The following is a 23509-nucleotide window of genomic DNA, read 5'->3' on the forward strand; positions in this document are numbered from 1 at the left end:
ACGATCAAGGTTCCAGCGCCGCTTCCACCAGCCGCTTGGCGTCAGGGCTCGACCATTCGGCCGGGCCGTTCATATGCGCGATCAGGCAGCCATCCGCGTCGATCAGCATGGTCACGGGAAGTCCGAGCGCCAGCCCGCGCGTCTTGACTTCATTGAACAGGGCGATCGTCGGGTCCCGGTAGAAACCAAGCGTTTGAACACCGATCTCCTTGAGGAACTTCTTGGGCTTCGCGTCGTCGCCGGTGTCGACATTGACCGCGACCACCTCGAAGGCCTTGCTGCCCTTCTCCTTCTGCAGCGCATCGAGCGCTGGCATCTCGGCACGGCACGGCGCGCACCATGTCGCCCATAGATTGAGCAGCACCGTCTTGCCGGCATGGTCGGCCAGCGTCATCGGCTTGCCGTCGGGGCCGTTGAAGGCAAGGCTCTTCAGCGACTGCGGCGGGTCGGCCGGCTGCAGCGCGGCGACCTGCCCGACGGCCTTGGCGGCGACAGTCTTGGCGCGTGCTGCCTTCGCCGCGCAGACGGCGTCATCCTTGCCGGCGACCGCGGCGACCTTCTCGGGAGCGTTGTTGCCAGAACCGCTCTCGCTGACATATACCGCGACCGCGCCCGCCAGCACGCCCGCCACCAGGGCGGCGAGGATGAGGCGCGTAGCCGGAAAAAAGAATCTCTTGCCGTCTGCCATTTTAAAACTGCTCCGGAGCACGGGTTATAGCGATGAGCGACAAGAAGGCCAGCAACCAGATGTGGGGCGGACGTTTTGCCTCGGGTCCGGCCGCAATCATGGAAGCGATCAACGCGTCGATCGGCTTCGACCGCAAGCTCTATGCGCAGGACATAAGCGGATCGATCGCCCATAGCGAGATGTTGGCCGAGACGGGCATTATTTCGGCCGCCGATCAAGAAAAAATCGCTCACGGGCTGAACACGATTCTGAAAGAGATCGAGGCCGGCACGTTCGAATTCTCGACCAAGCTGGAAGACATCCACATGAATGTCGAGGCCCGCCTTGCCGACCTGATCGGCCCGGCGGCGGGACGCCTGCACACCGCCCGCTCGCGCAACGACCAGGTGGCCGTCGATCTCAGGCTCTGGGTCAAGCAGGAATGCCAGCGCGTCGCCCGGGCGCTGAAGGACCTGATCGCCGCGTTCCTGGAACGCGCCGAGGAGCATGTAGCGACCGTGATGCCCGGCTTCACCCATATGCAGGCGGCGCAGCCGGTGACCTTCGGCCACCATTGCATGGCCTATGTCGAGATGTTCGGCCGCGACCTCTCGCGCGTCCGCGACGCCATCGAGCGCATGGACGAAAGCCCGCTCGGCGCGGCGGCGCTTGCCGGCACCAGCTTCGGCATCGACCGCCACATGACCGCGAAGGCGCTGGGTTTCCGCGAGCCGACGCGCAATTCGCTGGACAGTGTTTCGGATCGCGATTTCGCGCTCGAATTCCTGAGCCTTGCCGCGATCTGCGCGACGCATTTGTCCAGGCTCGCCGAGGAGATCATCATCTGGTCGACGCCGCAATTCGGCTTCGTCCGCCTATCGGATTCCTTCTCCACCGGCTCCTCGATCATGCCGCAGAAGAAGAACCCGGACGCCGCCGAGCTGGTGCGCGGCAAGACCGGCCGCGTCAACGGCCACCTCGTCGGCCTGCTGACCGTGATGAAAGGCATGCCGCTGACCTATGGCAAGGACATGCAGGAAGACAAGGAAGCGGTCTTCGACGCCGCCGAGACGCTCGACCTGATGCTGGCGGCGACCGCCGGCATGGTGCGCGACATGACCGTCAACGCCGCCGCCATGAAGAAGGCCGCCGGCGCCGGTCACGCCACCGCGACCGACCTTGCCGACTGGCTGGTGCGCAATCTCGGCCTCCCCTTCCGCGAGGCGCACCATGTCACCGGCCGCGCCGTGGCGCTTGCCGAGGAGAAGAAGCTCGGGCTGGAAAAGCTCTCGCTGGACGACCTGCGCTCGATCCATCCAGGCATAACCGACGGCATCTTCTCGGTGCTTGCCGTGCAGAATTCGGTGAAGAGCCGCACAAGCTTCGGCGGCACCGCGCCGTCGGAAGTGCGAAAGCAGATCCGCTATTGGAAAAAGCGGCTCGCCAAGGCTTAATGCATGTCGCCCAGAAGTGTGCAGCGGTTCTGGGACAATGACATGCGTCAAAACAAAGATTTAAAGCGCGTTGCGCTTTAAATTGCCGGGATGCAAAGCGCTGAAAACTCGGCTAAAAGCGCAGCACGCAATCAGTTTCGAACGGATGGATCGATGACCCGTAGCAGGATTTTGGTGACACTCGCGCTGCTGGCGGCGGTTGTCACCGTCACGGCCTGCGGCAGGAAGACCGGCCTCGACACGCCCTATGAGGCGGCGGAGCAGGCGCGCAAGGATGCGGAAAAGGCCAAGCAGCCGGTGCCGCCCGAGCCGGAAAAACCGGTCAAGGACAGGAAGTTCATCCTCGATCCCCTGCTCTAGAGCCGAAGAGATCGACCCGATCTCATCGAGCTTCAACCTTCCGGAACCGAACCCGTGAACCATTTCGACTACCGCGACGGCGTTCTCCATGCCGAGGACGTCGCCATCCCTGACATCGCAGCCGAGGTCGGCACGCCCTTCTATTGCTATTCAACAGCGACGCTGACCAGGCATTTTCGCGTCTTCAGGCAAGCCTTTTCCGGCCTCGACGCGCTGGTCTGCTACGCCATGAAGGCGAACTCCAACCAGGCGGTGCTGAGAACGCTGGCCAGGCAGGGCGCAGGCGCCGACGTGGTCTCGGAGGGCGAATTGCGCCGCGCCCTGGCCGCAGGCATCCCGGCCGGCAAGATCCTGTTTTCCGGCGTCGGCAAGACCGCGCGCGAGATGGACTTCGCGCTTTCGGCAGGCATTCTCTGCTTCAATGTCGAATCCGAGCCTGAGCTCGAATTGCTGTCGGCGCGCGCCGTGGCCCTCGGCAAGGTGGCGCCCATCTCGCTGCGCATCAATCCGGATGTCGATGCCAGGACCCACAAGAAGATCTCGACCGGCAAGGCCGAGAACAAGTTCGGCATTCCGTGGCAGCGCGCGCGGCAGGTCTATGCCCGTGCTGCGCAATTGCCGGGCATCAAGGTGACCGGCATCGACACCCATATCGGCAGCCAGATCACCGAATTGCAGCCTTTCGACGATGCCTTCGCATTACTGGTCGAACTGGTCGGCGCGCTGCGCGCCGACGGACATGCGATCGAGCATGTCGATCTCGGCGGCGGCCTCGGCATTCCTTACCGCGTCGACAACAGTCCGCCGCCGCTTCCCGACGCCTATGCCGAGATCGTCCGGAAGCACGTCACCAGGCTTGGCCTGAAGGTGATGTTCGAGCCCGGCCGCCTGATCGTCGGCAATGCCGGCATCCTGGTGTCTGAGGTCATCTATGTGAAGGAAGGCGACGCCAAGAACTTCCTCGTCGTCGACGCCGCCATGAACGACCTGATCCGGCCGACGCTCTATGACGCCTTCCACGACATCAGGCCGGTGGTGCAGCCGCCTGCTTCGGCGCCCCGTATGAAGGTGGACGTCGTCGGCCCGGTCTGCGAGACGGGCGATTTCATCGGCCTCGACCGCGACCTGCCGAGGCTGAAGTCGGGCGACCTGATCGCGGTTTCCACCGCCGGCGCCTATGGCGCGGTGCAGGCCGGCACATACAACACCAGGCTCCTGGTGCCCGAGGTGCTGGTCGACGGCGACCGTTTTCACGTCGTGCGGCCGCGCCAGACCTATGAGGACCTGATCGGATTGGATTCGATCCCCGACTGGCTGAAATAGGCCATTCCGCCTGACGCTAGATCTTCTCTTGGATCAGCGCCTTGGCCTCGGCGATCCGGCCCTCGTCGCGGCGATAGAATATCCATTGCTTGGTTCGCTTGGTCGAGAGCAGGCCGACCTGGGTCAGCACGCGCATATGCTCGCTCAGTGTCGCCTGGGTAATGCCGAGCTTTTCGGCGATCAGCAGCGCGCAGACGCCGTCCTCGACCAGGTCGCCATCGGCCTGGCGCGGAAAATGCGCGCGCGGATCCTTGAGCCACTCGAGGATCTGCAGCCTTCGCTCATTGGCAAACGCCTTGAAGATGTCGACCTCTTGCATTTAGCTATTTTGCTAAGTTACTAATTGAAGTCAATCCCGAGGAGCAGGTCATGTTGAACACCAGGACGATCACGCGCGAACGCATCGCCGCAGTCGAACCGCGCATCCGGCCATATGTCCGTCACACGCCGGTGATGCGCGTCGACATGGCGGATTTCGGCCGGACGGCCTTTCCGGTCGACCTGAAGCTTGAATGCCTGCAGCACTCCGGCTCCTTCAAGGCGCGCGGCGCCTTCACCAACCTGCTCGAACGCCAGGTGCCCGAAGCCGGCGTGGTCGCCGCGTCCGGCGGCAATCATGGCGCGGCCGTCGCTTACGCCGCCTTGAAGCTCGGCCACAAGGCGACCATCTTCGTGCCGGAGGTCAGCCCGCCGGCGAAGCTCGCGCGCATTCGCGGCTACGGCGCCGAGCTGGTGGTCGGCGGCGCGCGTTATGCAGAGGCACTCGCCGCCAGCGAGGATTTCGCGGCCAGGACCGGCGCCCTGCAGATCCACGCCTTCAACCAGGAGGAAACGCTGCTCGGCCAGGGCACGCTCGGCCTGGAGATCGAAGCCGACCTGCCCGAAATCGACACGCTGCTGGTCGCCGTGGGCGGCGGCGGCCTGATCGGCGGCATTGCCGCCTGGTTCTCGGGGCGCATCCGCATCGTCGCCATCGAGCCGGAAGGGGCGCCGACACTTTACCGCGCCTTGGAGGCCGGCCAGCCAGTCGATGCACCCGCCGAAGGCATCGCCGCCGATTCGCTGGCGCCGAAGCGCGTCGGCGAAATGATGTTCCCGATCGCCGAGGCCTTCGTCGAACGCTCGATCCTGGTCAGCGACGACGACATCGTCGCGGCGCAGAAAGCGCTGTGGGATCGCGTGCGAATCATCGCCGAGCCCGGTGGCGCCGCGGCCTTCGCCGCCATGCTTTCCGAACGCTATGTGCCGGCGGAGGGCGAGCGCGTAGCGGTCCTCGTCTGCGGTTCCAACACGAATCCCGCCAATTTCTGATCATAACCGGGCCAAACCGCTTCACGTTTTTGGAACCCGCCTCGCCTTTGCCGTGTTTGTTGGTATCCTTCTGCTGATGACGTCCGGGCTATCGTGCCCGGGCAGGAAGGGCCGATGACCGAACGACCCATTTCCAGCGGCGAACGCGGCCGGGCCAGCGGTGGACGCGGGTTGGCCGGGCGTCTGGCGCTCAGCCGGTTGGCGACGCGGGCCTCGATGACCTTCGAGCGCGCTTGGCCGCTCGTGCTGCCATTGCTGGTCGTCGCCGGCCTGTTCCTCAGCTTTTCGTGGTTCGGCCTGTTCCCGCGTCTGCCGGACGTCGTGCGCATCAGCTTTCTGATCCTGTTCGCGCTGGCGGCGGTCGCGGCGTTCTATCCGCTTCGTTTCTTCCGCATGCCCTCGGCAGCCGAGATCGACCGGCGCATCGAGGCGGCGAACGAATTGCTGCACAGCCCGGTGCAGGTGCAGACCGACCGGCCAAGCGGCGCCGACAGCATCTTCTCGCAGGCGCTGTGGCGCGAGCACCAGAAGCGCATGGCCGAGCGGCTTTCGAGCCTCGGCGCCGACCGGCCGCGCACCGGCGTGCCGGACTACGACCGCTGGGGCCTGCGCGCCGTGGCGGGGCTGCTGTTCGTCACGGCTTTGGCCTTCTCCTTCGGACCCTTTGGCGGCAGGGTCAGCGACGCTTTTGTCGCCCGCGCCGCGCACGACGCCGTGCCGCCGCGCATCGACGCCTGGGTGACGCCGCCCGCCTATACCGGCAAGGCGCCGCTGTTCCTGACCGCCGATGCCAACCAGGCCGTCCAGACCTTTTCCGTCCCGCAAGGCAGCGACGTTTCGCTGCGCGTCACTGGCGGCTCGGGCGAGGAAACGCTGAGCTATGCCGATCAAGGCGGCAATGACCGCGCCATCGAGCCAGCGGCGCGCCCCGTAGCCAAAGGGACCACGCCCGCCGCCGCCAGCCAGACGGCGCCAAAGGTGCGACAGTTCTCCGGCAAGCTGAACACCAACGGCACGCTGACGCTGAAATCCGGCGAGGGCGATCTCGGCCACTGGGCCTTTGCCGTCATTCCCGACAAGCCGCCGACGATCCGCTTCGTCGGCGAGCCGAAGCGCGCGGTCAACGGCGCCATCGAGCTGAACTACCAGATCGACGACGACTACGGTGCCGCCTCCGCCAAGGCCGTTTTCGAGCCATCGGACCCGCCGGCTGCCAACGCCCATCCGCTCTACGGCGCGCCCGACATGCCGCTGACGCTGCCGCGCCGCGGCGGCAAGGCGAACGCGGCCAAGACGACCAAGGACTTGACCGAGCATGTCTGGGCCGGCACCAACATCAAGCTGACGCTCACTGCCACGGACGACGCCGGCCACACCGCGGCCAGCGAAACCAAGACGCTGGTGATGCCGGAGCGGCCTTTCGCCAATCCGCTTGCGCGCGCGGTGATCGAGCAGCGCCGGCTGCTGGCGCTCGACACCAATGCCAAGCCGCGCGTCCTTGACCTGATGGACGCGATCACGCTGCGTCCCGAGGACACGTTCGACAACATGTCGAACTATCTCGCCGTCATGAGCGCGAGGAGCCGGCTGAAGCTCTCCGAGAGCGACGACCAGCTGCGCAACGTCGTGTCCTATCTGTGGGAGATCGCGCTCGGCATCGAGGAAGGCAATCTGTCGGCCGCCGAGCGGCGGCTGCGCCAGGCGCAGCAGGCGTTGCAGGATGCCATCAAGAACGGCGCCAGCGATCAGGAGATCGAGAAGGCGATGAAGGAACTGCGCGAGGCGATGAACCAGTTCCTGCAGGAATTCGCCCAGCGCGCGCAGCAGAACCCGAACGCGCCGCAGATGCAGCAGAACGGCCGCGAGCTGCGCCAGAGCGACATCGACCGCATGATGGACCAGATCGAGAACCTGGCCAAATCGGGTGATCGCGACAAGGCCCAGCAGCTTCTCTCCGAGCTGCAGGACATGATGAACAACCTGCAGGCCGGCCGCCAGCAGCAGGGCGGCGAGCAGGACAGCGAGATGCGCCAGCAGATGGACAAGCTTGGCGACATCATGCGCCGCCAGCAGGAAATGATGAACGACACCTTCCGGCTGGACCAGATGCAGCGTGGCTCACGCGACAATGGCGAACAACAGTTCGGCGAGGATGGCGAGCAGCAGCAGGGTCAGGACGAACAGCGGCCAGGCCCCGGCCAGGATCGCGATCCGCTCGGACGGCCGAAAATGTCGCCAAAGGACCTGGCCGACGCGCTGAAGCAGCTACAGGAAGGCCAAGGCCAGCTGCAGAGTGAGCTCGACCAGCTGAAGAAGGGGCTCGAGGGCATGGGCATGGAGCCCAATGAGGGCTTCGGCGAGGCCGGCAAGTCGATGGGCAATGCCGAGCAATCGCTTGGCCAGGGCGACGGCGACCAGGCCGTCGGCCACCAGGGCCGCGCGCTGGAGGCGCTGCGCCGTGGCGCCAAGGATATGATGAAACAGATGCAGGCCATGCAGGGCGATCAGGGCGGCAGCGAGCAGGGCGGCCGCCAGCAGGACGCCGACCGCGATCCGCTGGGACGGCCGCGCGCCACCAACGGCCCCGACGACGGCACCTCGGTCAAGGTTCCCGACGAGATCGACGTGCAGCGCGCGCGCCAGATCCTCGACGCCATCCGCAAGCGGCTCGGCAATGCGCTCAGCCCCGATATCGAGCGCAGCTATCTCGAGCGGCTGCTGGAGCTGAAATAAAGCCCACCCGTTCCGTTGCGCACGGTGGCGCACGGCTAACTTCCCTCGAACGTCCGTGAGATGATCGCGGCCAATTTGTCGGCTAGGTGTCGAGGAGCTTTCGGTGAGCCGCTGAGCACCAGATGCGTTTCGCCTAGCTGAGGCAGCTTCTCATCGCTCAGCGCCCTGATACGATCGGTCAGGGTGCTTTGCGGCAATACGCCGATCGCGACTCCCGCAGCGATCGCGGCCCGAACCCCTGAGACGCTCTGACTGGTGCAAACGATCTGATAGTCCAGTCCGGATTTCCGAAGGAGGTCGAGACAGCGCTCTCTCCACCAGCAAGCCTTGTCGAACAGCGCAACGGGCAGAGGTCGCCGGGTCTCGACACTGTGGAAAGCGGAGCCGGCCCACACGGCTCGCTCACTATGAACAACGACGTCGCCGTTCGAGATGCGCTCAGGCGAGTGCAAGGCGATATCCAATTCGCCGGCAGCGAGCGCATGCGGAAACTCCATGCTCGAACTGCATCGCACGAAAATTCGAGCCGCAGGCTCCTCCTGCGTAAAGGTGGCCAAAATAGACGGTAGAATCGTGTCGCCATATTCCTCGGGTATACCGAGTCGGACTTCCTCTTCGGCTGGCAACCCGCGCAGATCGGCCACCACCTGGTTCAGCATTTCTACGACATCGCGGGCGACGGGTAGTAAGCGCTCGCCAGCAGCAGTCATGGCAACTCCGCGCCCATGCCTTTCAAATACGCGTTGCCCGATGGCACTCTCCAGCTTCTGCACCTGGAGGCTGACAGCGGACTGCGTTCGGAACAGGCGAGCCGCGCCCCCGCTAAGGCTCCCAGCCTTGGCCACAGAGAGGAACGTACGCAGCAATTCGCTGTCCAGTTGAGCGCTTTTCCCATCGTCAATGCTCATAGCTGATATTTAAGCTATTCGTTTCACATATGGAAGACAGGCGTTCTATAGATGCCACAAAGAGAGTAGTGCCATGATCGTCACGCTCGCGAGGCTTCAACGAAAGAAACTCATCCTGACGACCGCCACTGCTGTTGCAGTCGCTGTAGCACTTACCTGGCCGCAAAGGGTCAATGAGACGGTCCACTTCGTCCTGCAGAGTTTCACGGACGTCGCGTTGATGATTGCAATCGGGCTTGTTATTTCAGCATGGGTTGCGGCCAGTGGGGCGGCGACCCTTACAGCTCGGTGGTTCAAGGGCCGGCCCATCGCAACTGTTTTTATCGCATCGGCAATCGGCACCGTGATACCCGTGTGCGGCGTGACGGTGCTGCCACTCACGACAGGGCTTCTTGCTTCGGGCGTTCCGCTTGCGCCCATTATGGCATTTTGGCTTTCCTCGCCTGTTACCGGACCCACCATGCTCACCGCGACCTGGGCACTACTCGGCCCTGGATTCGCCATTGGAAAGTTGCTTGCGGCGTTTGCGCTGGGAGTCTTTTCGGGCGCGATGACAGCTCTGCTGGCCCGTACGCAGATGGTCCAAAACCCGTTGCGGGCATCGGGCATCAGGCAGGTGGGACTATGTGGCACATGCATGTCAACGGGCTTATCTTTCAGAATTTGGCGCGAACCGGCGCGTATGCGTGCATTTGGAGAAAATCTCGTTTCCACGACTGGAACCGTCGTGACTTGTTTGACGTTTGCCTTTTCGGCTGAATTCCTGCTGCGCGATCTTCTGCCGCCCGAGGTACTCACCGCTTACGTCGGTGCAAACTCTCATTATGCCATCCCCCTTGCCGTGCTGGTCGGCGCACCGATGTATTTCGATGGTCTTGCGGCACTGCCACTGGTTCAAGCTTTGCTTGCTCTCGGCATGTCACCCGGCGCGGCAATGGCGCTCCTCGTCTCAGGGGGCGCGGTGAGCATTTGGGGCGTCATGGCAGTCGCTTTGGTCCTCAGACCGGCAACGATCGTCCTGTTCGTCGCGCTCGCGGTTTCCGGATCATTGGTCATTGGCTATGTCTTCCAGGCGCTCTGGGCGCTTTTTTCGTGAGCACCGAAAGCCGCAGGGCTAGATGACCCGCCGGATTGGGTGCACTCCGGCTCTAAAGTCCGACCGCCGCGCCCGTCTGCCTTGTCAGCATGAAAGCCTCGCGGATCGCATTCTCCATGCCGTCGATCGCTTCGCCCGTCGCCAGCGGATTGCGGTGCAGGACGACGTTGGAGGAATCGATGTCGCCGAAGCCGTCGGCGACCGTCAGCTCGCGGCAATCGTCCGGGATGTTGCTGCGCGAGATCGGCGCGATCGCCAGGCCGGAAGTGACGGCGAGCGTCAGGCCGCCATTGGTGTCGCTCGTATAAGCGACCCGGTAGTCGAGGCCGCGCTGCTGCAGCGACTTGATCGCGAAGTCGCGGCACCAGCCGTTGCGGCTGTAAAGCGCGATCGGCACCGGCCGTTCCTCATGCATGTGGTGCAGCGTCGAGGTCACCCACACCGTGGGGTCGTGCATCAGCACCTCGCCGCCGGAAGAGCCCTCCCATTCGAACACAACCGCGAGATCGAGCTCGCCGGCCGCGAGCGCCCTTACCTGCGAATCAGAATGCGCGTAGCGCACCGTGACCTCGACGCGCGGATGGCGCTTGGCGAATTCGCCGAGCGCCCGCGACAGGATCGAGCGGCCATATTCGGCCGGGATGCCGATGCGCACCAGCCCGCCGAGCGGCGGCGCCACCAGCGAGGCGGCCGTCTCGTCGAGCAGTGAGACGATCCGCCGCGCGTTCGAGATCAATTCGCTGCCGCGGCGCGTCAATGCCACGCCGCGCGAGCCGCGCTCGAACAGATCGTCGCCGACCATGTCCTCCAGCTTCTTCATCTGCATCGACACGGCCGATTGCGTGCGCCCGGCTTTCTCCGCCGCGCGTGTGAAATTGCCGGTTTCGGCCACCGCCACGAAGGTCCGCAGGAGGTCGCTGTCGAGCACGGGCTTCATCGATTTCCGCCATAAGAAAATTTGATTGCTGGCATCATTCCAATTCGTTTGCAAGATGTCAAACGCCGCAGGATAGTCGCTGCACCCATTGGATATGCGGTCGCGAAATCGGCAGCGGACCAATTCGAAGAGTCCTCACTCGTACCCGCTGCCTGAAAATGGTGGCGGGTTCTTTTTCGCTGGATCGATCATGCAGAACCGGACGGTGCTTGGCATTTTGAGCCTCTGCCTCGGCGTGCTGGTCTTTTCGCTGCAGGATCCGCTGGTGAAGGCGGTGTCGAGCGGCTATCCGGTGACCGAGGTGATGGCGATCCGCGCCATCGTCGCGCTGCCGATCCTGATCGTGCTCGTCCAGGCCGATGTCGGCCTGAAAGCGGTGCTGTCGAAGCGGGCAGGCATGCTGACGCTGCGCGCCTTCATCCAGTTTTCGTCCTACACGGTCTATTATCTGGCGATCGCCGCCCTGCCGCTGGCCGACGCGGTGGCGCTCTATTTCATGGCGCCGTTGTTCATCATGGCCATGGCCGGTCCCTATCTCGGCGAGCGAGTCTCGTGGAAGACGCTGGCGACGGTGCTGATCGGCCTGATCGGCGTGCTTGTGATGGTGCGTCCGGGCGCCGGCGTGTTCGACTGGGCGGCGCTGCTGTCGCTGGGCTCGGCCTTCCTCTACGGCTTTTCGCAGTTGATGGCGCGCCGCATCGGCGACACCGAATCATCGACGGTGATGGCCTTCTACCAGAACGGCGCCTATCTCAGCGGCGCCGTTGCCGTCGCAGCCGTCTTTCATCTCGCCGGCATCACCCATGCGGCGCATCCGAGCGTCGAATTCCTGGTGCGGCCCTGGGTATGGCCGACGATGCCGGATTTCCTGAAGATGGCCGCCTGCGGTTTCGTCGCTTCCGCCGGCATGATCCTGCTGTCGCAGGCCTACCGCATGGCGCCGGCCAATCGCGTCGCCACGTTCGAATACACCGGCATCCTGTGGTCGCCGCTGTGGGGGTTCCTGTTCTTCGCCGAGGTGCCGCGCGAAACGACCGTGCTCGGCGCGGCACTGATCATCGGCGCGGGCCTGCTTGCGCTCGGCGGCGGGCGTCGGCGAAGGGCCGCGCCGGCCGTCCCTGTTACGACCGATGCGGTCTCAAGCGAAGCAGCTTAATGCCTTGCCGACGCGGGCGCGGATCTCGGCCAGCGTGAACGGCTTTTGCACGACATCAAGGATGATGCCGTTGAGTTCCTCGGCGCGCTCGCGCTGATCGGCGTAGCCGGTCATCAGCATGATCCTCATCGTCGGGAACTCGCGCGCGGCGGCAGTCGCCATCTCGATGCCGTCCATCTCCGGCATGCGGATGTCGGACACCACCAGATCGTAGCCGCCACGGGCCTGCCGGATCATGTCCAGCCCCTGCGCGCCGTCGGTGGCGATGGTGACGTTATGGCCGTCGCGTTCGAGCGCGCGGGCGGCGAGGGTGCGGACGGACTCATCGTCCTCGACGATCAGAAGCTTTGCCATGCCGAGATAGATGCCGCCGAAACGTTGACGTTTTCTGAAAATTCTAACGAACGGCGGCTTTTCGAGGTGACCTCAACGCCCCTTCAGGCGTCGCCCTTCACCACCCCGACAAACGGCAGCTCGCGGAAGGCATGGGCGACATCCATGCCGTAGCCGACGACGAAATAGTCCGGGCAGTCGAAGCCGACATAGTCGGCGTTGAGCGAGGTCTGGCGGCGCATCCGCTTGTCGAGCAGCACGGCAATGGCGCAGCTCTTGGCGCCGCGCGAAAGCATCAGGTCGCGGGTGAAGGAAAGCGTCTTGCCGGATTCCAGTATGTCGTCGATCAACAGCACATCGCGGCCGGCGACCTCATTGTCGATATCGCGCAGCACCCTGACCTCGCCGCTCGTGGTGCCGGCGCCGTAGCTGGAAATGAAGATGAACTCGACTTCCGGCGACAGGCCGACATCATGCATGGCGCGGATGAGATCGGCGGCGAAGACGAACGAGCCCTTGAGGATCGAGATCACCAGCAGGTCGTGGTAATCGCGCCCGGCGATTTCCTTGGCGAGCTCGAGATTGCGGCGCGCGATCGCCGACGCCGAAAACAGGACCTCGATGTCCTTGCCGCGCACAACTGGCATTCTTTCGTCCTTCAAAATCACCTAGGACGCCAGGCGCTAGGTGTGTCGAGATTCAGGTCAGGGCGAGTCGAGAACGATGGCTTCCGAGAACCGGAGCGGAGCGTACTTTAAGTACGTGAGCACCGGAAGCGAAGGAAGCCGTCGTTCGCAGGCCGACCTCACCTGAATATCGACGCACCTAGCCGGCGAAGATTACGGAGACTGTCCTGACGCCGTCTTTAGGCACATCGAGGCGGCTGGAAAAGCCGAATCTTTCGCCCGGCCCCAGCGAACGGTTGGATGTCCCCAGCCTGTAGCGGATGATGTTGGCGTTGTTGTCGGTGACGCGGATCTCGAGCGGCGGCAGCGTTTCCGACCTCATCCCGTCATTGGCAGCCTCGCCATCCACGAACAGCACCGGCTTCAGGCCCGATTCATCGATGCGCGACGTCACGTCGGAAATGGTGAGCGCGCTCGCTGGCGCCGTGGTCGCCCAGAAGGGGCTCTGCCGGACCAGCGCATGACCGCCCGACACCCAGAAAGAGATCAGCGCTATGCCGACGCCGGCGATCCAGAACGTCGGGCCGCCGCGCGAGGATCGCGACGGTGCGGCCTCCGGTTTGCGCAGCATGCCCATGCCTTCCATCGATGGGGTCGGCGGGACCGGCGGCGGGAGCGCCGACGGCGCCGCGGCAAATCGTGGCAGCACCACATAATCGGCATCGACGATGTCGGCTGCATCGAACATGACGCGCCCCGGCGCGGCATTTGATGCCGTGCCGGTCATGATTTCGCCGGAAACAGGGCGCGCGGTTCTCTCGTCAGCCATTACGGCACCAGTGCAGTCTTCGTTTCTTTTGCGTAAACGCAATTGGTTAACGCTTCCCCACCGGAATGGCTTTGATGCGCGCTGAACGTCGCAAAATTAACCGCCGGTTAACCATGCCGGCCGATGGTCTGTTAAAGTAGATTGTGGCGCGTCGCCGCCGAAAGTTTCAGGTCGCCGAACGTGATCCGCTTCGAAAATGTCGGCCTCCGCTATGGCATGGGTCCGGAGATTCTCCGCGACATCTCCCTGCACATTCCGGAGCGCTCCTTTCAGTTCCTGAGCGGCCCCTCGGGCGCCGGCAAGACGACCTTGCTGCGCCTTTTATTCATGTCGCTCAAGCCGACGCGCGGCCTGATCACCATCTTCGGCAAGGACCGCTCGCGCATCTCGCGCGGCGAGCTGCCGCTGCTGCGCCGCCGCATCGGCGTGGTGTTCCAGGATTTCCGCCTGCTCGACCACATGACCACCTACGAGAATGTCGCGCTGCCCCTGCGCGTGCGCGGGCGCGAGGAAGCGAGCTATCGCACCGACGTCACCGAGCTTCTGAAATGGGTCGGCCTCGGCGACCGCATGCATGTCCTGCCGCCAGTGCTTTCGGGCGGCGAGAAGCAGCGCGCCGCGATTGCCCGCGCGCTGATCGAACAGCCCGAGATCCTTTTGGCCGACGAGCCGACAGGCAATGTCGACCCGCCGCTGGCGCGCCGGCTGCTCAGGCTATTCATCGAGCTCAACCGGCTGGGCACCGCCGTGGTGATCGCCACCCACGACCTCGGCCTGATGGAACAGGTCGATGCGCGCCGCATGATCCTGGCCGGTGGAAGGTTGGACGTCTATGACTGACTTTCCGGCCGATCGTCTGCAAGATGAAGCCGACGCCGAGGCGCCGGTGACGGTCCGGCGTGTGCAGCGCAAGACGGCGCCGATCGTGCCGGCGCAGAACATCGCCGGCCGGGCACTGGTGCTGGTCATCGCCATCATGACCTTCCTGTCCTGCCTCACCTTCGGCGCGGTGACGCTGGTGCGCGATACCGCCTCCGTCTGGGAGAACCAGATATCGCGCGAGGCGACGATCCAGATCAAGCCGGCCGACGGCCTCGACATGGAGGCGGCCCTTGCGCAGGCCTCGCAGATCGCCGGCGAGTTCCCCGGCGTGAAGGGCACCAAGATCATCGACCGCGACGCGACCGCGCGCCTTCTGGAACCATGGCTGGGCAGCGGCCTCAACATCGACGAGCTGCCGGTGCCGCGCCTCATCATCGTCACCATCGACGAGGCCAGCCCGCCGGACTTTGCCGCCATGCGCGCCGCCATCTCGCCCAAGATCCCGACCGCGGCGCTCGACGATCACCGCACCTGGGTAGACCGTCTTGTCGCCATGGCGCGCACGACGGTGACGATCGGCATCGCCGTGCTGGTGCTGATGCTGTCGGCAACCGTGCTGACGGTGGTGTTCGCCACGCGCGGCGCCATGGCCGGCAACGGCCACATCATCGAGGTGCTGCATTTCGTTGGCGCCGAGGCGCGCTTCATCGCGCGCGAATTCCGCTGGCATTTCCTGGTCACCGGCATGAAGGGCGCAGCTGCCGGCGGGGCCCTGGCGATCACCGTCTTCATCGTCTTTTCCTGGTGGTCGTCGCGCAATATGGCGACGCCCCAGGCCGATCAGGCGACCGCCTTGTTCGGCAATTTCGCCATCGGCTCCGCCGGCTATTTCGGCGTCGGCCTGATGGTGCTGGTGATCGGCGCGCTGACCGCGGCGACCTCGCACGCAACCGTCGTCGCCTATCTCAGCGACATCGACGTTCGCCAACCGGACGCAGGCTGACCATGAGTTCCAACCGAAAGTCGGCGCAAAGCGTTATAAACAAACAAGACAACGATCACACATGGGACACTTGCCGTAACGCAATGTGCGCGTTTTACCTGTCAAAGGCCGCATTTCGGAGTTAACCATGGGATGTTTTCGGGATTAACCTGGGGATGATGGAAGCGCGGGATTCGATCGGGACAACTGGACGGATGCCGGTGGTGCGTGCACGCGCCACTGCTTCCGCCATGCCCGGCCGTTTGAGGCTCGCCCTGCGCGTCTGCGGTTTCATCGTTCTCGCCGCGCTGGTGCTTTTTGCCGGCGGCTTCGGCTGGTTCGCCGACAAGGTCAGCCACATGACCACTCCGCTCAACCCGGCCAGGGCCGACGCCATCATCGTGCTCACCGGCGGTCAGTCGCGGCTAGACGCGGCAATGGACCTGCTGGCTTCCGGCAAGGGCGAACGCTTGCTGATCAGCGGCGTCCATCCGTCGGCCTCCAAGCGCCAGCTGCAGGCGGCGATGGGCGGCGACAAGCAGCTCTTCTCCTGCTGCGTCGATATCGACCGCGCCGCGCTCGACACCATCGGCAACGCCGAGGAAAGCGCCAAATGGGTGGAGAACCACGCCTATGGCAGCATCATCATCGTCACCAACAACTACCACATGCCGCGCAGCCTGCTCGAAATGAGCCGGCTGCTGCATGGCGCGCGCCTCGAGCCCTATCCGGTGGTCAACACCAATCTCGGCAATGGCGGCTGGCTGACCAAGCCGGAGGCCCTGCGGGTGCTGCTCACCGAATACAGCAAATATGTGCTGTCGCTGGCGCGCGGCTTCCTGCCGCTTCACGCGGCGCCCGAGGGCGTCACGCTGGCGGAAGCATCGACCGTGGTGAAGAACTAAATTTAAACTTTAGCCGCCGCATTATCGCGCAGGCGCGCAATCTCCTGCTCCAGGCTTGCGATGCGCCGGTCGCGCTCGGCCAGCGCCGCCGCGACATCCGCCGCCTCGAAACGCTGCGGGATGTGCTGCGGGCAATTGGCATCCCAGGCCGTAACCGTGAACAGGATCGCCTGCTCCGGCCGGGCCTTGTAATCCGGCGGCATCAGCCTCGCCGTCAGCTCCGGGTCATTCTCGACGACACCCGCCCTGCCCCAGATCTTGATGCGCTGCCTGAGCATGTAGTCGATCAGGAACAGGAAAGCCTGGTCGTTGTCCTCGATATTGCCCTGGGTGATGAACTGCCGGTTGCCGGAAAAATCGGCAAAGCCGATCGTGTGCTCGTCGAGCACCTTGAGGAAGCCGGCAGGCCCGCCGCGATGCTGGATGTAGGGCTGGCCTTCGGCATTGGCCGTCGCCAGGAACACGCTGGTCTGTGCTTCGATGAAGGCTGCGAGGTCGGGCGCGATCGTTGCCCGCCAGCCGCCGCGCTGCTCGACGCGCGCATAGGAATCACGCGACCCCTTGCGGGATTGGATGGCCTTGACGGTCGGCGTGAAGGCCACGTCGCTGGTGAAGGCGGGGGCAATCATGGCAACGTCCTCCAGGGTATGATCCCGAAGAGTGTGGAGCGGTCTTCTGACGACATCATGCTCCGGCTCTAATGGCCGAGCTCCGAAAGCGAACGACGATCGTCAGGCTAAGTCCAAGTCAGGCCGCCTGACGGGATTGAACGACGGGGAAGTCGACTTCCGTATCCGCAACCTTGTTGATGTAGTTTGTCCAGACGTTGAGGGCGACATGCTGCACGATCTCCACGATCTGCGCGTCGTCGTAGCCGGCAAGCCTCACCGCATCGAGGTCAGCCTGACCGACATGGCCACGCTCTCGTGCGACCTTGGCCGCGAAGCGGACGGCCGCTGCGGCCTTGCTGTCGTTGGAACTCCCTTCCCGGTTTGCAGCCATCTCCGCATCGTCCAGACCGGCGAGATTCTTGCCCAGATAGGTGTGGGCGGAAAGACAGTAGGTGCACTCGTTGATTTCCGCGACAGCCAGTGCGATGCGCTCCCGCGTCGGTGCCGGCAGTCGGCCCTTGGACAGTGCCGCCGACATTCCAAGATAGCCCTCCAACGCCGCCGTGCTGTTGGAGACCAGCCGGAACAGATTCGGTGCGACGCCAAGTTGTTTCTCGACGGCCTTGAGCATTGCCTGCGAGGCCTCAGGTGCGTCAGAGATGGTGTCAGGCGTGGGGATGCGTGGCATGTGAACTCCTGTCGAGCTGTTGGTACGAGCAAAATGCATTCTTCCGCTCTCGAATTGTAGATGGCATAACTGCAATTTATTATTCCATTTTACGGAAGAATCATGGACCGCCTTGATGCCATGTCGCTGTTCGTCGCCACCGTGGAGGGCGGCAGCCTTTCCGCTGCCGCGCGGCACGCCGGCGTGCCGCTGGCGACTGTCAGCCGCAAGCTCTCCGAACTGGAGAAGCACTTGAAGACGCGCCTGCTCAACCGCTCGACGCGGCGCCTGGCGCTGACCGATGCCGGCCAGTCCTATCTGGACGCCTGCCGCCGCATTCTCGACGAGGTGAGCGAGGCCGAGCGCTCCGCTGCCGGCGAATATTCGAGCCCGACGGGCGAGCTGGTCATCACCGCGCCGGTCGTCTTCGGCCGCCTGCATGTGCTGCCGGTAATCGTCGATTTTCTCGCCGTCTATCCGCAAGTGGATATCCGTCTGACCTTGTCGGACCGGATCACCCAGCTGGTCGAGGAGCATATCGATCTGGCCGTGCGCATCGGCGAGCTGCCGGATTCGGCCATGGTCGCAATCCGCGTCGGCTCGATCCGCCGCATCGTCTGTGCAAGCCCGGCCTATCTCGCCGGGCATGGCACGCCGGCGAAACCGCCCGAGCTCGCCGGCCACGACTGCATCACCTTCGAAGGTCTTGCCGGGCCGGCGGCATGGAGTTTCGGAACCGGCAAGTTGGAAACCATAGTGCCGGTCCGCTCACGCCTTCAGGTCAACACCGCCGAGGCGGCGATCGATGCCGCGATTGCCGGGCTTGGCCTGACGAAGGTGCTCTCTTACCAGGCCGATGCCGCGGTGCGCGCCGGCGCGCTGCGGCTGGTGCTGGAGCCGTTCGAGCCGCCGCCCTGGCCCGTCAGCCTCGTTCACGCCGGCCAGGGCCGGCTGCCGGTGAAGCTGCGCGCCTTCCTCGATTTCGCCGCGCCGCGTCTCAGGGAGCGGCTGGCGCGGTCACTCTAGAGCATGATGCCGAAAAGTGTGGAGCGGTTTTCGGACGACATCATGCTCTATCTCTTTGATTTAGAGCCGGATTCAGATTTCAGGTCGGTTCGACCTGAAATCATCCGGCTCTAGCGGCGGCACTCCACCACGGCGCCGTTTCCTTTTTGCCGCCGCTTGGTGTAACCAACGCACACTTCCTCACGGGCCCCTTGCATGCTCATCATCCGCTCGCTGGCGTTCAACTTCGTCTTCTATCTCAGCCTGATCGTCCAGATGATCTTCTGGACGCCTTTCTATTTCCTGTCGCCGCGCCACCGCGCCTGGTTCGTGCCGAAATTCTGGTCGCGCACCTCGATGTGGCTCTATGACAAGATCGCCGCGACCAAGAGTGAGATCACGGGTGTCGAGAACCTGCCCGAAGGCTCTTTCATCCTGGCGCCGAAGCATCAGTCCTTCTGGGATGCGATAGCCTTCTTCCCCTATCTCGACGATGCGCTCTACATCCTGAAGCGCGAGCTGACCTGGATCCCCTTCTTCGGCTGGTACATCTTGAAGATGCGCATGATCCCGGTCGATCGCGGCAGCCGCTCGAAGGCGCTGAAGGCGGTCGTTGCCGCGACGAGGCAGGAAATGGATCGCAATCCGCGCCAGCTCATCATCTACCCCGAAGGCACCCGCCGCCCGCCGGGCGCCGAGCCGTCCTACAAATACGGCATTGTCGAGATCTATTCGCAACTGGGCGTGCCCGTGGTGCCGGTCGCCCATGTCGCCGGCCTCTACTGGCCGCGCCGCAAGTTCCTGCGCTATCCCGGCACCATCAAGGCCCGCTTCCTGCCGCCGATCCCGCCCGGTCTCGGCAAGGACGAATTCATGCAGCGGCTGATCGGCGAGACCGAAGCCGCCTGCGATCAGATGCTTGTCGAGGCAGCGCAGGCGCCGAACCCGCCGCCCATGCCGCCGACGGCGCTGAAGCGGCTGGCGGAGCTCGGCGTGGCCGCGAAGACCTGATCGGCTACCGCAACGCCGCCAGCGCAGTGGTCAGCACGAGCGTGGCGGCAAACGCCAGATTGATGATCCGCGAGGCCAGCGGATGGCGCAGGAAGCGCGCGAAAGCCGTTCCGGCAAGCAGCCACGCGACATGGATGGCGACGATCATCGCGGCAAGCACCAGCAACTTCGCAGGACCGCCCAGCGCATGCACTTGCGATGAAGCGCCGGCGAAGACGGCGGCGATCGCCACATAGGCTTTCGGATTGGCGACGGCGAGCGTGAAGCCGCCGGCAAAGGTCGGACGTGCCGCTTGCCTTCCGCTTTCGGCCAGCGGCGGCGCCGTCGCAATCTTGAAAGCGAGATAAAGGATGTAGGCGGCCGAGAGGATGGTCAGAACCTTGGCCAGCTCAGGCATCGAAGCAAGCATGCCGACGATGCCGGCCGCCACGACCAACAGCACGGCGATCGTTCCAAGCACGAGCCCTGACGCGTAGCCCAGCGAGGAACGCAGGCCGAACGCCGCTCCGACGGCTGTGACACTGATGGTCGATGGCCCTGGGCTGCCCATGACGACAGTTGCTGCCACGATCAGCGCCAGCAATTGCTGCCAAGGCTGCGCCTCAGCCAGAACGCCACCAGCCATGCCGAAACTCTCCTGCCGCGATGCGACAGGATTTACGAAAGATTGGTCATGGCCGTCTTGGACGATCGTGCACGACGCCCACGGCGTTAAGGCGCGCTGAGATTCAGGTCAGGCCGAGTCGAAAATGGTGGGTTCCGAGAACCGGAGCGGAGCGTACTTATGTACGTGAGCACCGGAAGCGCAGGAAGCTGCCATTTTGCAGACCGGCCTCACCCGAAGATCAACACGCCTTAGGCGCTGGCGCGGTCCAGCGCCCCAATGTCGTCGGCCGAAAGCTTGAGCGACGCGGCGCGGATCAAACTGTCCATTTGGGCGGGCGTCGTGGCGCTGGCGATCGGCGCGGCAACGCCCGGCCGCGCGATGATCCAGGCCAGCGCCACCTCCGCCTGCTTGGCCGAATGACGCTCTGCCAGGGCGTCGAGAGCGGACAGGATGCGCATGCCGCGCTCGTTGAGATATTCGGCGACGTCTTCGCCGCGCGCGCTTTGCCCGAGATCGGCCTTGCTGCGGTATTTGCCGCTCAGGAATCCCTTGGCCAGGCTGAAATAGGTGATGACGCCGATATCCTCGGCCTTGCAGAGGTCGAGCAGCGGTCCGTCGAGCGACGAGCGGTCGTACAAATTGTATTCAGGCTGCAGCACCTCGTAGCGCGGCAGGCTGCGCAGGCTGGCGACGTCGAGCGCCGCGCGCAACTGCCCGGCATCGAGATTGGAGCCGCCGGGATAGCGGATCTTGCCCTTTTCGAGCAGCCGCTGATAGGCGCCGAGCGTTTCCTCGTAAGGCGTCGCCGGATCCGGCCAATGCGATAGATAGAGATCGATGACATCGGTCTGCAGCCGCTTCAGCGACGCGTCGACCGCCTTTTCGATATAGGCCGCGGAAAGGTCGCGCTTGCCCTGGCCCATGTCGGAACCGACCTTGGTGATGATGACGACCTTATCGCGGTTGCCGCGGCTCTTCATCCAGTTGCCGATGATCGTTTCCGATTCGCCGCCCTTGTTGCCGGGAACCCAGCGCGAATAGGCATCGGCCGTGTCGATGGCGTTCAGGCCGGCGCCGACGAACCGGTCGAGCAGGTCGAAGGAGGTCTTCTCGTCGGCGGTCCAGCCAAAGACGTTGCCGCCCAGGACCAGAGGCGCGATGGAAAGGTCGGTGCGACCGAGACGGCGTTTCTGCAAGACTGATCTCCGTGGTGCTGGAAAGGGCTTGATGCCCAGGGATGGGGTTGCCGCTAAGCTAGGTCGTGCCCGGCCGAGGTCAAAGGCATGGTTTTGCTTTTTGATCGGACCAGAGCCAATTCCAGCAAAAGTGGGTAGCGGTTAGGCTCGGCGGCTTCGCCGTGGCCTTGCGTCCGGAATTGCGTAAAGACAAAAAGACAGAGCATTGCGGCGATCTTTTTTCGCCGGAAATACTCTTCACGAAGACGCGACCTGACGGCCCACCTCCTCCAGCCAATGGTCGCGGATGCCGAGTGCCTTGAGATGCTCGAGCGTGCTCAGCACATAGTCCTCGTTCTTGCCGGACCGACCGGTGGCGCCGCGAACGATTTTTGCCGCGTGACCGGCGTCGAGCGCGCCGGCATATTGCTCATGCTGCCGGTCGACGATGTAGGCGACCGCCTCGACCGAACCGCCGCCATTCAGCCGGATGTCGAGCATGCGTTCGAGATAGACGCTGGTCACCAGCTCGCGTTCGCGCAGGTAGGAAAGCACCTCGTCGCGCAAATTGCCGGGAACACGGTATGCCAGGCCGATGCAGGAGCCGCCCCGGTCGAGGCCGAGCACCAGGCCCGGCCGGGTGCGTGTGCCGCGATGCACGAAGGAATAGACGCAAAGCGAGCGGCGATAGCCGTAAAGCCGGGCCCGACGCGTCTCGATATGGGCAAATCCGGGCCGCCAGATCAGCGACCCATAGCCAAAAACCCAAAAATCGCCCATATCGCCAAGCCTGATCGCATTCGAGTGAACGACACCGCACCGCCAAGGTGCTTCATCTGTCGCCCGCTTGTCTGCGTGAGAGTGAATGCCCGCTCGCTGGATGAGGGGTTAACGAGAGCCGCAGCATGACGTCAAGTGACGAGCGATCGCCCAAACCTCGCCGCCGGCTGTTCTGGCTTGCCGCACTCATCCTCGTGCTGTTCGCCATTTACAGCGGCGGCTGGTTCTATCTCGCCGACAGGCTCAAGGCCGAGGCCGACCAGGCGGTAGCGAGGCTGGGCAGCAAAGGGATCGCCGCCGGCTGCGCCAACTTCGCCGTCAGCGGCTATCCGATGAGCTTCACGGTCTCCTGCGACAACATCGCCTACGAGGACGACGCCCGGAAGGTCGCCGCCTCCACCGGAAGCTTCAATGCCGTCGCCGGGATCACCGGACCCTTGTCGCCGGTCGCCGATCTGCGCGGGCCGCTGCGGACGATGGCGCCCGGCATGCCGCCGCTCTGGATCGACTGGGACCGGTTGCAGGCCAATGTCAAAGTGTGGTGGCCGCTGCCAAGGAGCGTTTCGCTGCGGGCCGAAGGCCTGAACGGTCAGACCGATCCGCAAGACGATACGGATCCGATGCAATTGTTCAGCGCCGGCAAGGCGGACGGCCAGTTGCGGCCGTCCGGCCAGGACGTCAATTATGTCGGCAGCTTCGGCGACCTGGAGATCAACGCGGATGCTATCGACGGGCGCGTGCTGCCGGCGCTGGACGGCAGCGGCGACGTGACGCTGAAGAACGGCGTGGCCTTGATCGCGGCACCGCCTAAAAGCCTGCGCGGCCAATCGATCGACATCGCCAAGCTCGACCTGTCGTCGGGAACCGCGCGCATCACGGTGTCCGGACCGGTCTCCGTCGACGCGGAAGGCCTGATCGACGCAAGCCTGACGATCAAGCTCAAGGACCCCAAGGCGGTGGCGGCCATCCTTGGCGGTGCCATGCCGGAGCACAAAAGCGAAATCGACCAGGGCTTTGCCGCCATCGCCATGCTTGGCAAGGAACCGTCCTTGCCGCTCAGGATCGTCAAGGGCAAGGCCTCGCTGGGCTTCATCCCGCTCGGCAAGATCAAGCCGCTTGAATAGAGCATGGTCCCGAACCGAAGGTCCGCGTAGCAAAAAATTGGGCACCGGTTTTCGGGTAAGACCATGCCGGCTAAGAAGAGTAACACG

General features: G+C 64.1%; 25 protein-coding genes. 13 read left to right on the forward strand and 12 right to left on the reverse strand.

What is annotated here, in order from left to right; genetic code table 11:
• Positions 1 to 4: 4 nt before the first annotated feature.
• On the reverse strand, positions 5 to 688 hold the full coding sequence (locus FJ956_RS05265) for a TlpA disulfide reductase family protein (RefSeq protein ID WP_140679805.1): 684 nt from the start codon (positions 686 to 688) through the stop codon (positions 5 to 7).
• Between the two features lie 32 nt (positions 689 to 720).
• Between FJ956_RS05265 and argH the strand changes: the two genes are divergently transcribed.
• From argH to lysA, 3 genes are all read left to right on the forward strand, one after another.
• Positions 721 to 2121, forward strand: coding sequence for an argininosuccinate lyase (argH, locus tag FJ956_RS05270; RefSeq protein ID WP_140679803.1), 1401 nt, complete (start codon positions 721 to 723; stop codon positions 2119 to 2121).
• A 153-nt stretch (positions 2122 to 2274) separates the two neighbouring features.
• Entirely contained in the window at positions 2275 to 2481 is a 207-nt protein-coding gene (locus tag FJ956_RS05275; RefSeq protein ID WP_127253283.1) for a lipoprotein, read from the forward strand.
• Between the two features lie 54 nt (positions 2482 to 2535).
• The gene (lysA, locus tag FJ956_RS05280; protein ID WP_140679801.1) at positions 2536 to 3804 is read left to right on the forward strand and encodes a diaminopimelate decarboxylase; all 1269 of its coding nucleotides are present in this window, start codon (positions 2536 to 2538) and stop codon (positions 3802 to 3804) included.
• 16 nt (positions 3805 to 3820) lie between these two features.
• On the opposite strand, the gene FJ956_RS05285 is transcribed toward lysA, so the two are convergent.
• The gene (locus FJ956_RS05285) at positions 3821 to 4123 is read right to left on the reverse strand and encodes a metalloregulator ArsR/SmtB family transcription factor (RefSeq protein ID WP_140679799.1); all 303 of its coding nucleotides are present in this window, start codon (positions 4121 to 4123) and stop codon (positions 3821 to 3823) included.
• 50 nt (positions 4124 to 4173) lie between these two features.
• Here FJ956_RS05285 and FJ956_RS05290 point away from each other — a divergent pair, with 50 nt between their 5' ends.
• Positions 4174 to 5115: a threonine/serine dehydratase gene (locus FJ956_RS05290; RefSeq protein ID WP_140679797.1), complete on the forward strand. Its 942-nt coding sequence runs from the start codon at positions 4174 to 4176 to the stop codon at positions 5113 to 5115.
• Between the two features lie 114 nt (positions 5116 to 5229).
• A complete protein-coding gene (locus FJ956_RS05295) occupies positions 5230 to 7848 on the forward strand; it encodes a TIGR02302 family protein (RefSeq protein ID WP_140679795.1) in 2619 nt (872 codons plus the stop codon).
• A 35-nt stretch (positions 7849 to 7883) separates the two neighbouring features.
• On the opposite strand, the gene FJ956_RS05300 is transcribed toward FJ956_RS05295, so the two are convergent.
• Entirely contained in the window at positions 7884 to 8756 is an 873-nt protein-coding gene (locus FJ956_RS05300; protein WP_140679793.1) for a LysR family transcriptional regulator, read from the reverse strand.
• 73 nt (positions 8757 to 8829) lie between these two features.
• Here FJ956_RS05300 and FJ956_RS05305 point away from each other — a divergent pair, with 73 nt between their 5' ends.
• Positions 8830 to 9852, forward strand: a complete 1023-nt coding sequence (locus tag FJ956_RS05305) for a permease (RefSeq protein ID WP_140679791.1) — start codon at positions 8830 to 8832, stop codon at positions 9850 to 9852.
• 52 nt (positions 9853 to 9904) lie between these two features.
• Here FJ956_RS05305 and FJ956_RS05310 read toward each other — a convergent pair whose 3' ends face one another.
• On the reverse strand, positions 9905 to 10789 hold the full coding sequence (locus FJ956_RS05310) for a LysR family transcriptional regulator (RefSeq protein ID WP_140679788.1): 885 nt from the start codon (positions 10787 to 10789) through the stop codon (positions 9905 to 9907).
• 190 nt (positions 10790 to 10979) lie between these two features.
• On the opposite strand from FJ956_RS05310, the gene FJ956_RS05315 reads away from it, so the two are divergent.
• A complete protein-coding gene (locus FJ956_RS05315; RefSeq protein ID WP_140679786.1) occupies positions 10980 to 11945 on the forward strand; it encodes a DMT family transporter in 966 nt (321 codons plus the stop codon).
• On the opposite strand, the gene FJ956_RS05320 is transcribed toward FJ956_RS05315, so the two are convergent.
• The 3 genes from FJ956_RS05320 to FJ956_RS05330 all read right to left on the reverse strand — a co-directional run bounded on the left by FJ956_RS05320 (position 11928) and on the right by FJ956_RS05330 (position 13691).
• Positions 11928 to 12299: a response regulator gene (locus FJ956_RS05320; protein WP_140679784.1), complete on the reverse strand. Its 372-nt coding sequence runs from the start codon at positions 12297 to 12299 to the stop codon at positions 11928 to 11930. The genes FJ956_RS05315 and FJ956_RS05320 overlap by 18 nt on opposite strands.
• Positions 12300 to 12382: 83 nt before the next feature.
• Positions 12383 to 12925 carry a hypoxanthine phosphoribosyltransferase gene (hpt, locus tag FJ956_RS05325; RefSeq protein ID WP_027167478.1) on the reverse strand — a complete coding sequence of 181 codons (543 nt, stop codon included), beginning with the start codon at positions 12923 to 12925 and terminating at the stop codon, positions 12383 to 12385.
• A 178-nt stretch (positions 12926 to 13103) separates the two neighbouring features.
• Positions 13104 to 13691 carry a hypothetical protein gene (locus tag FJ956_RS05330; protein ID WP_246681605.1) on the reverse strand — a complete coding sequence of 196 codons (588 nt, stop codon included), beginning with the start codon at positions 13689 to 13691 and terminating at the stop codon, positions 13104 to 13106.
• Between the two features lie 222 nt (positions 13692 to 13913).
• Between FJ956_RS05330 and ftsE the strand changes: the two genes are divergently transcribed.
• From ftsE to FJ956_RS05345, 3 genes are all read left to right on the forward strand, one after another.
• Positions 13914 to 14573, forward strand: coding sequence for a cell division ATP-binding protein FtsE (ftsE, locus tag FJ956_RS05335; protein WP_027167480.1), 660 nt, complete (start codon positions 13914 to 13916; stop codon positions 14571 to 14573).
• Entirely contained in the window at positions 14566 to 15558 is a 993-nt protein-coding gene (locus tag FJ956_RS05340; RefSeq protein WP_140679778.1) for an ABC transporter permease, read from the forward strand. The genes ftsE and FJ956_RS05340 overlap by 8 nt, the downstream gene beginning before the upstream one ends.
• A gap of 194 nt (positions 15559 to 15752) precedes the next feature.
• Positions 15753 to 16442, forward strand: a complete 690-nt coding sequence (locus tag FJ956_RS05345) for a YdcF family protein (protein ID WP_246672123.1) — start codon at positions 15753 to 15755, stop codon at positions 16440 to 16442.
• 2 nt (positions 16443 to 16444) lie between these two features.
• Here FJ956_RS05345 and FJ956_RS05350 read toward each other — a convergent pair whose 3' ends face one another.
• Together FJ956_RS05350 and FJ956_RS05355 are read right to left on the reverse strand one after the other, a co-directional pair.
• A complete protein-coding gene (locus FJ956_RS05350) occupies positions 16445 to 17071 on the reverse strand; it encodes a pyridoxamine 5'-phosphate oxidase family protein (RefSeq protein WP_140679772.1) in 627 nt (208 codons plus the stop codon).
• 118 nt (positions 17072 to 17189) lie between these two features.
• A complete protein-coding gene (locus tag FJ956_RS05355; protein ID WP_140679770.1) occupies positions 17190 to 17741 on the reverse strand; it encodes a peroxidase-related enzyme in 552 nt (183 codons plus the stop codon).
• Positions 17742 to 17843: 102 nt separating this feature from the next.
• Here FJ956_RS05355 and FJ956_RS05360 point away from each other — a divergent pair, with 102 nt between their 5' ends.
• Together FJ956_RS05360 and FJ956_RS05365 are read left to right on the forward strand one after the other, a co-directional pair.
• Positions 17844 to 18746, forward strand: coding sequence for a LysR family transcriptional regulator (locus tag FJ956_RS05360; RefSeq protein ID WP_140679768.1), 903 nt, complete (start codon positions 17844 to 17846; stop codon positions 18744 to 18746).
• Between the two features lie 195 nt (positions 18747 to 18941).
• The gene (locus FJ956_RS05365) at positions 18942 to 19736 is read left to right on the forward strand and encodes a 1-acyl-sn-glycerol-3-phosphate acyltransferase (protein ID WP_140679765.1); all 795 of its coding nucleotides are present in this window, start codon (positions 18942 to 18944) and stop codon (positions 19734 to 19736) included.
• A gap of 4 nt (positions 19737 to 19740) precedes the next feature.
• Here FJ956_RS05365 and FJ956_RS05370 read toward each other — a convergent pair whose 3' ends face one another.
• From FJ956_RS05370 to FJ956_RS05380, 3 genes are all read right to left on the reverse strand, one after another.
• Positions 19741 to 20361: a LysE family translocator gene (locus FJ956_RS05370; protein WP_140679763.1), complete on the reverse strand. Its 621-nt coding sequence runs from the start codon at positions 20359 to 20361 to the stop codon at positions 19741 to 19743.
• A gap of 230 nt (positions 20362 to 20591) precedes the next feature.
• Positions 20592 to 21539, reverse strand: a complete 948-nt coding sequence (locus tag FJ956_RS05375; protein ID WP_140679761.1) for an aldo/keto reductase — start codon at positions 21537 to 21539, stop codon at positions 20592 to 20594.
• 237 nt (positions 21540 to 21776) lie between these two features.
• Complete coding sequence (locus tag FJ956_RS05380; RefSeq protein WP_140679759.1) at positions 21777 to 22298, reverse strand: gamma-glutamylcyclotransferase; 522 nt, start codon at positions 22296 to 22298, stop codon at positions 21777 to 21779.
• Positions 22299 to 22423: 125 nt separating this feature from the next.
• Between FJ956_RS05380 and FJ956_RS05385 the strand changes: the two genes are divergently transcribed.
• Entirely contained in the window at positions 22424 to 23422 is a 999-nt protein-coding gene (locus tag FJ956_RS05385) for a DUF2125 domain-containing protein (protein ID WP_140679757.1), read from the forward strand.
• Positions 23423 to 23509: the final 87 nt, after the last annotated feature.

This window comes from Mesorhizobium sp. B2-4-3, from assembly GCF_006442815.1.
In the GTDB taxonomy this organism is placed as follows: domain Bacteria; phylum Pseudomonadota; class Alphaproteobacteria; order Rhizobiales; family Rhizobiaceae; genus Mesorhizobium.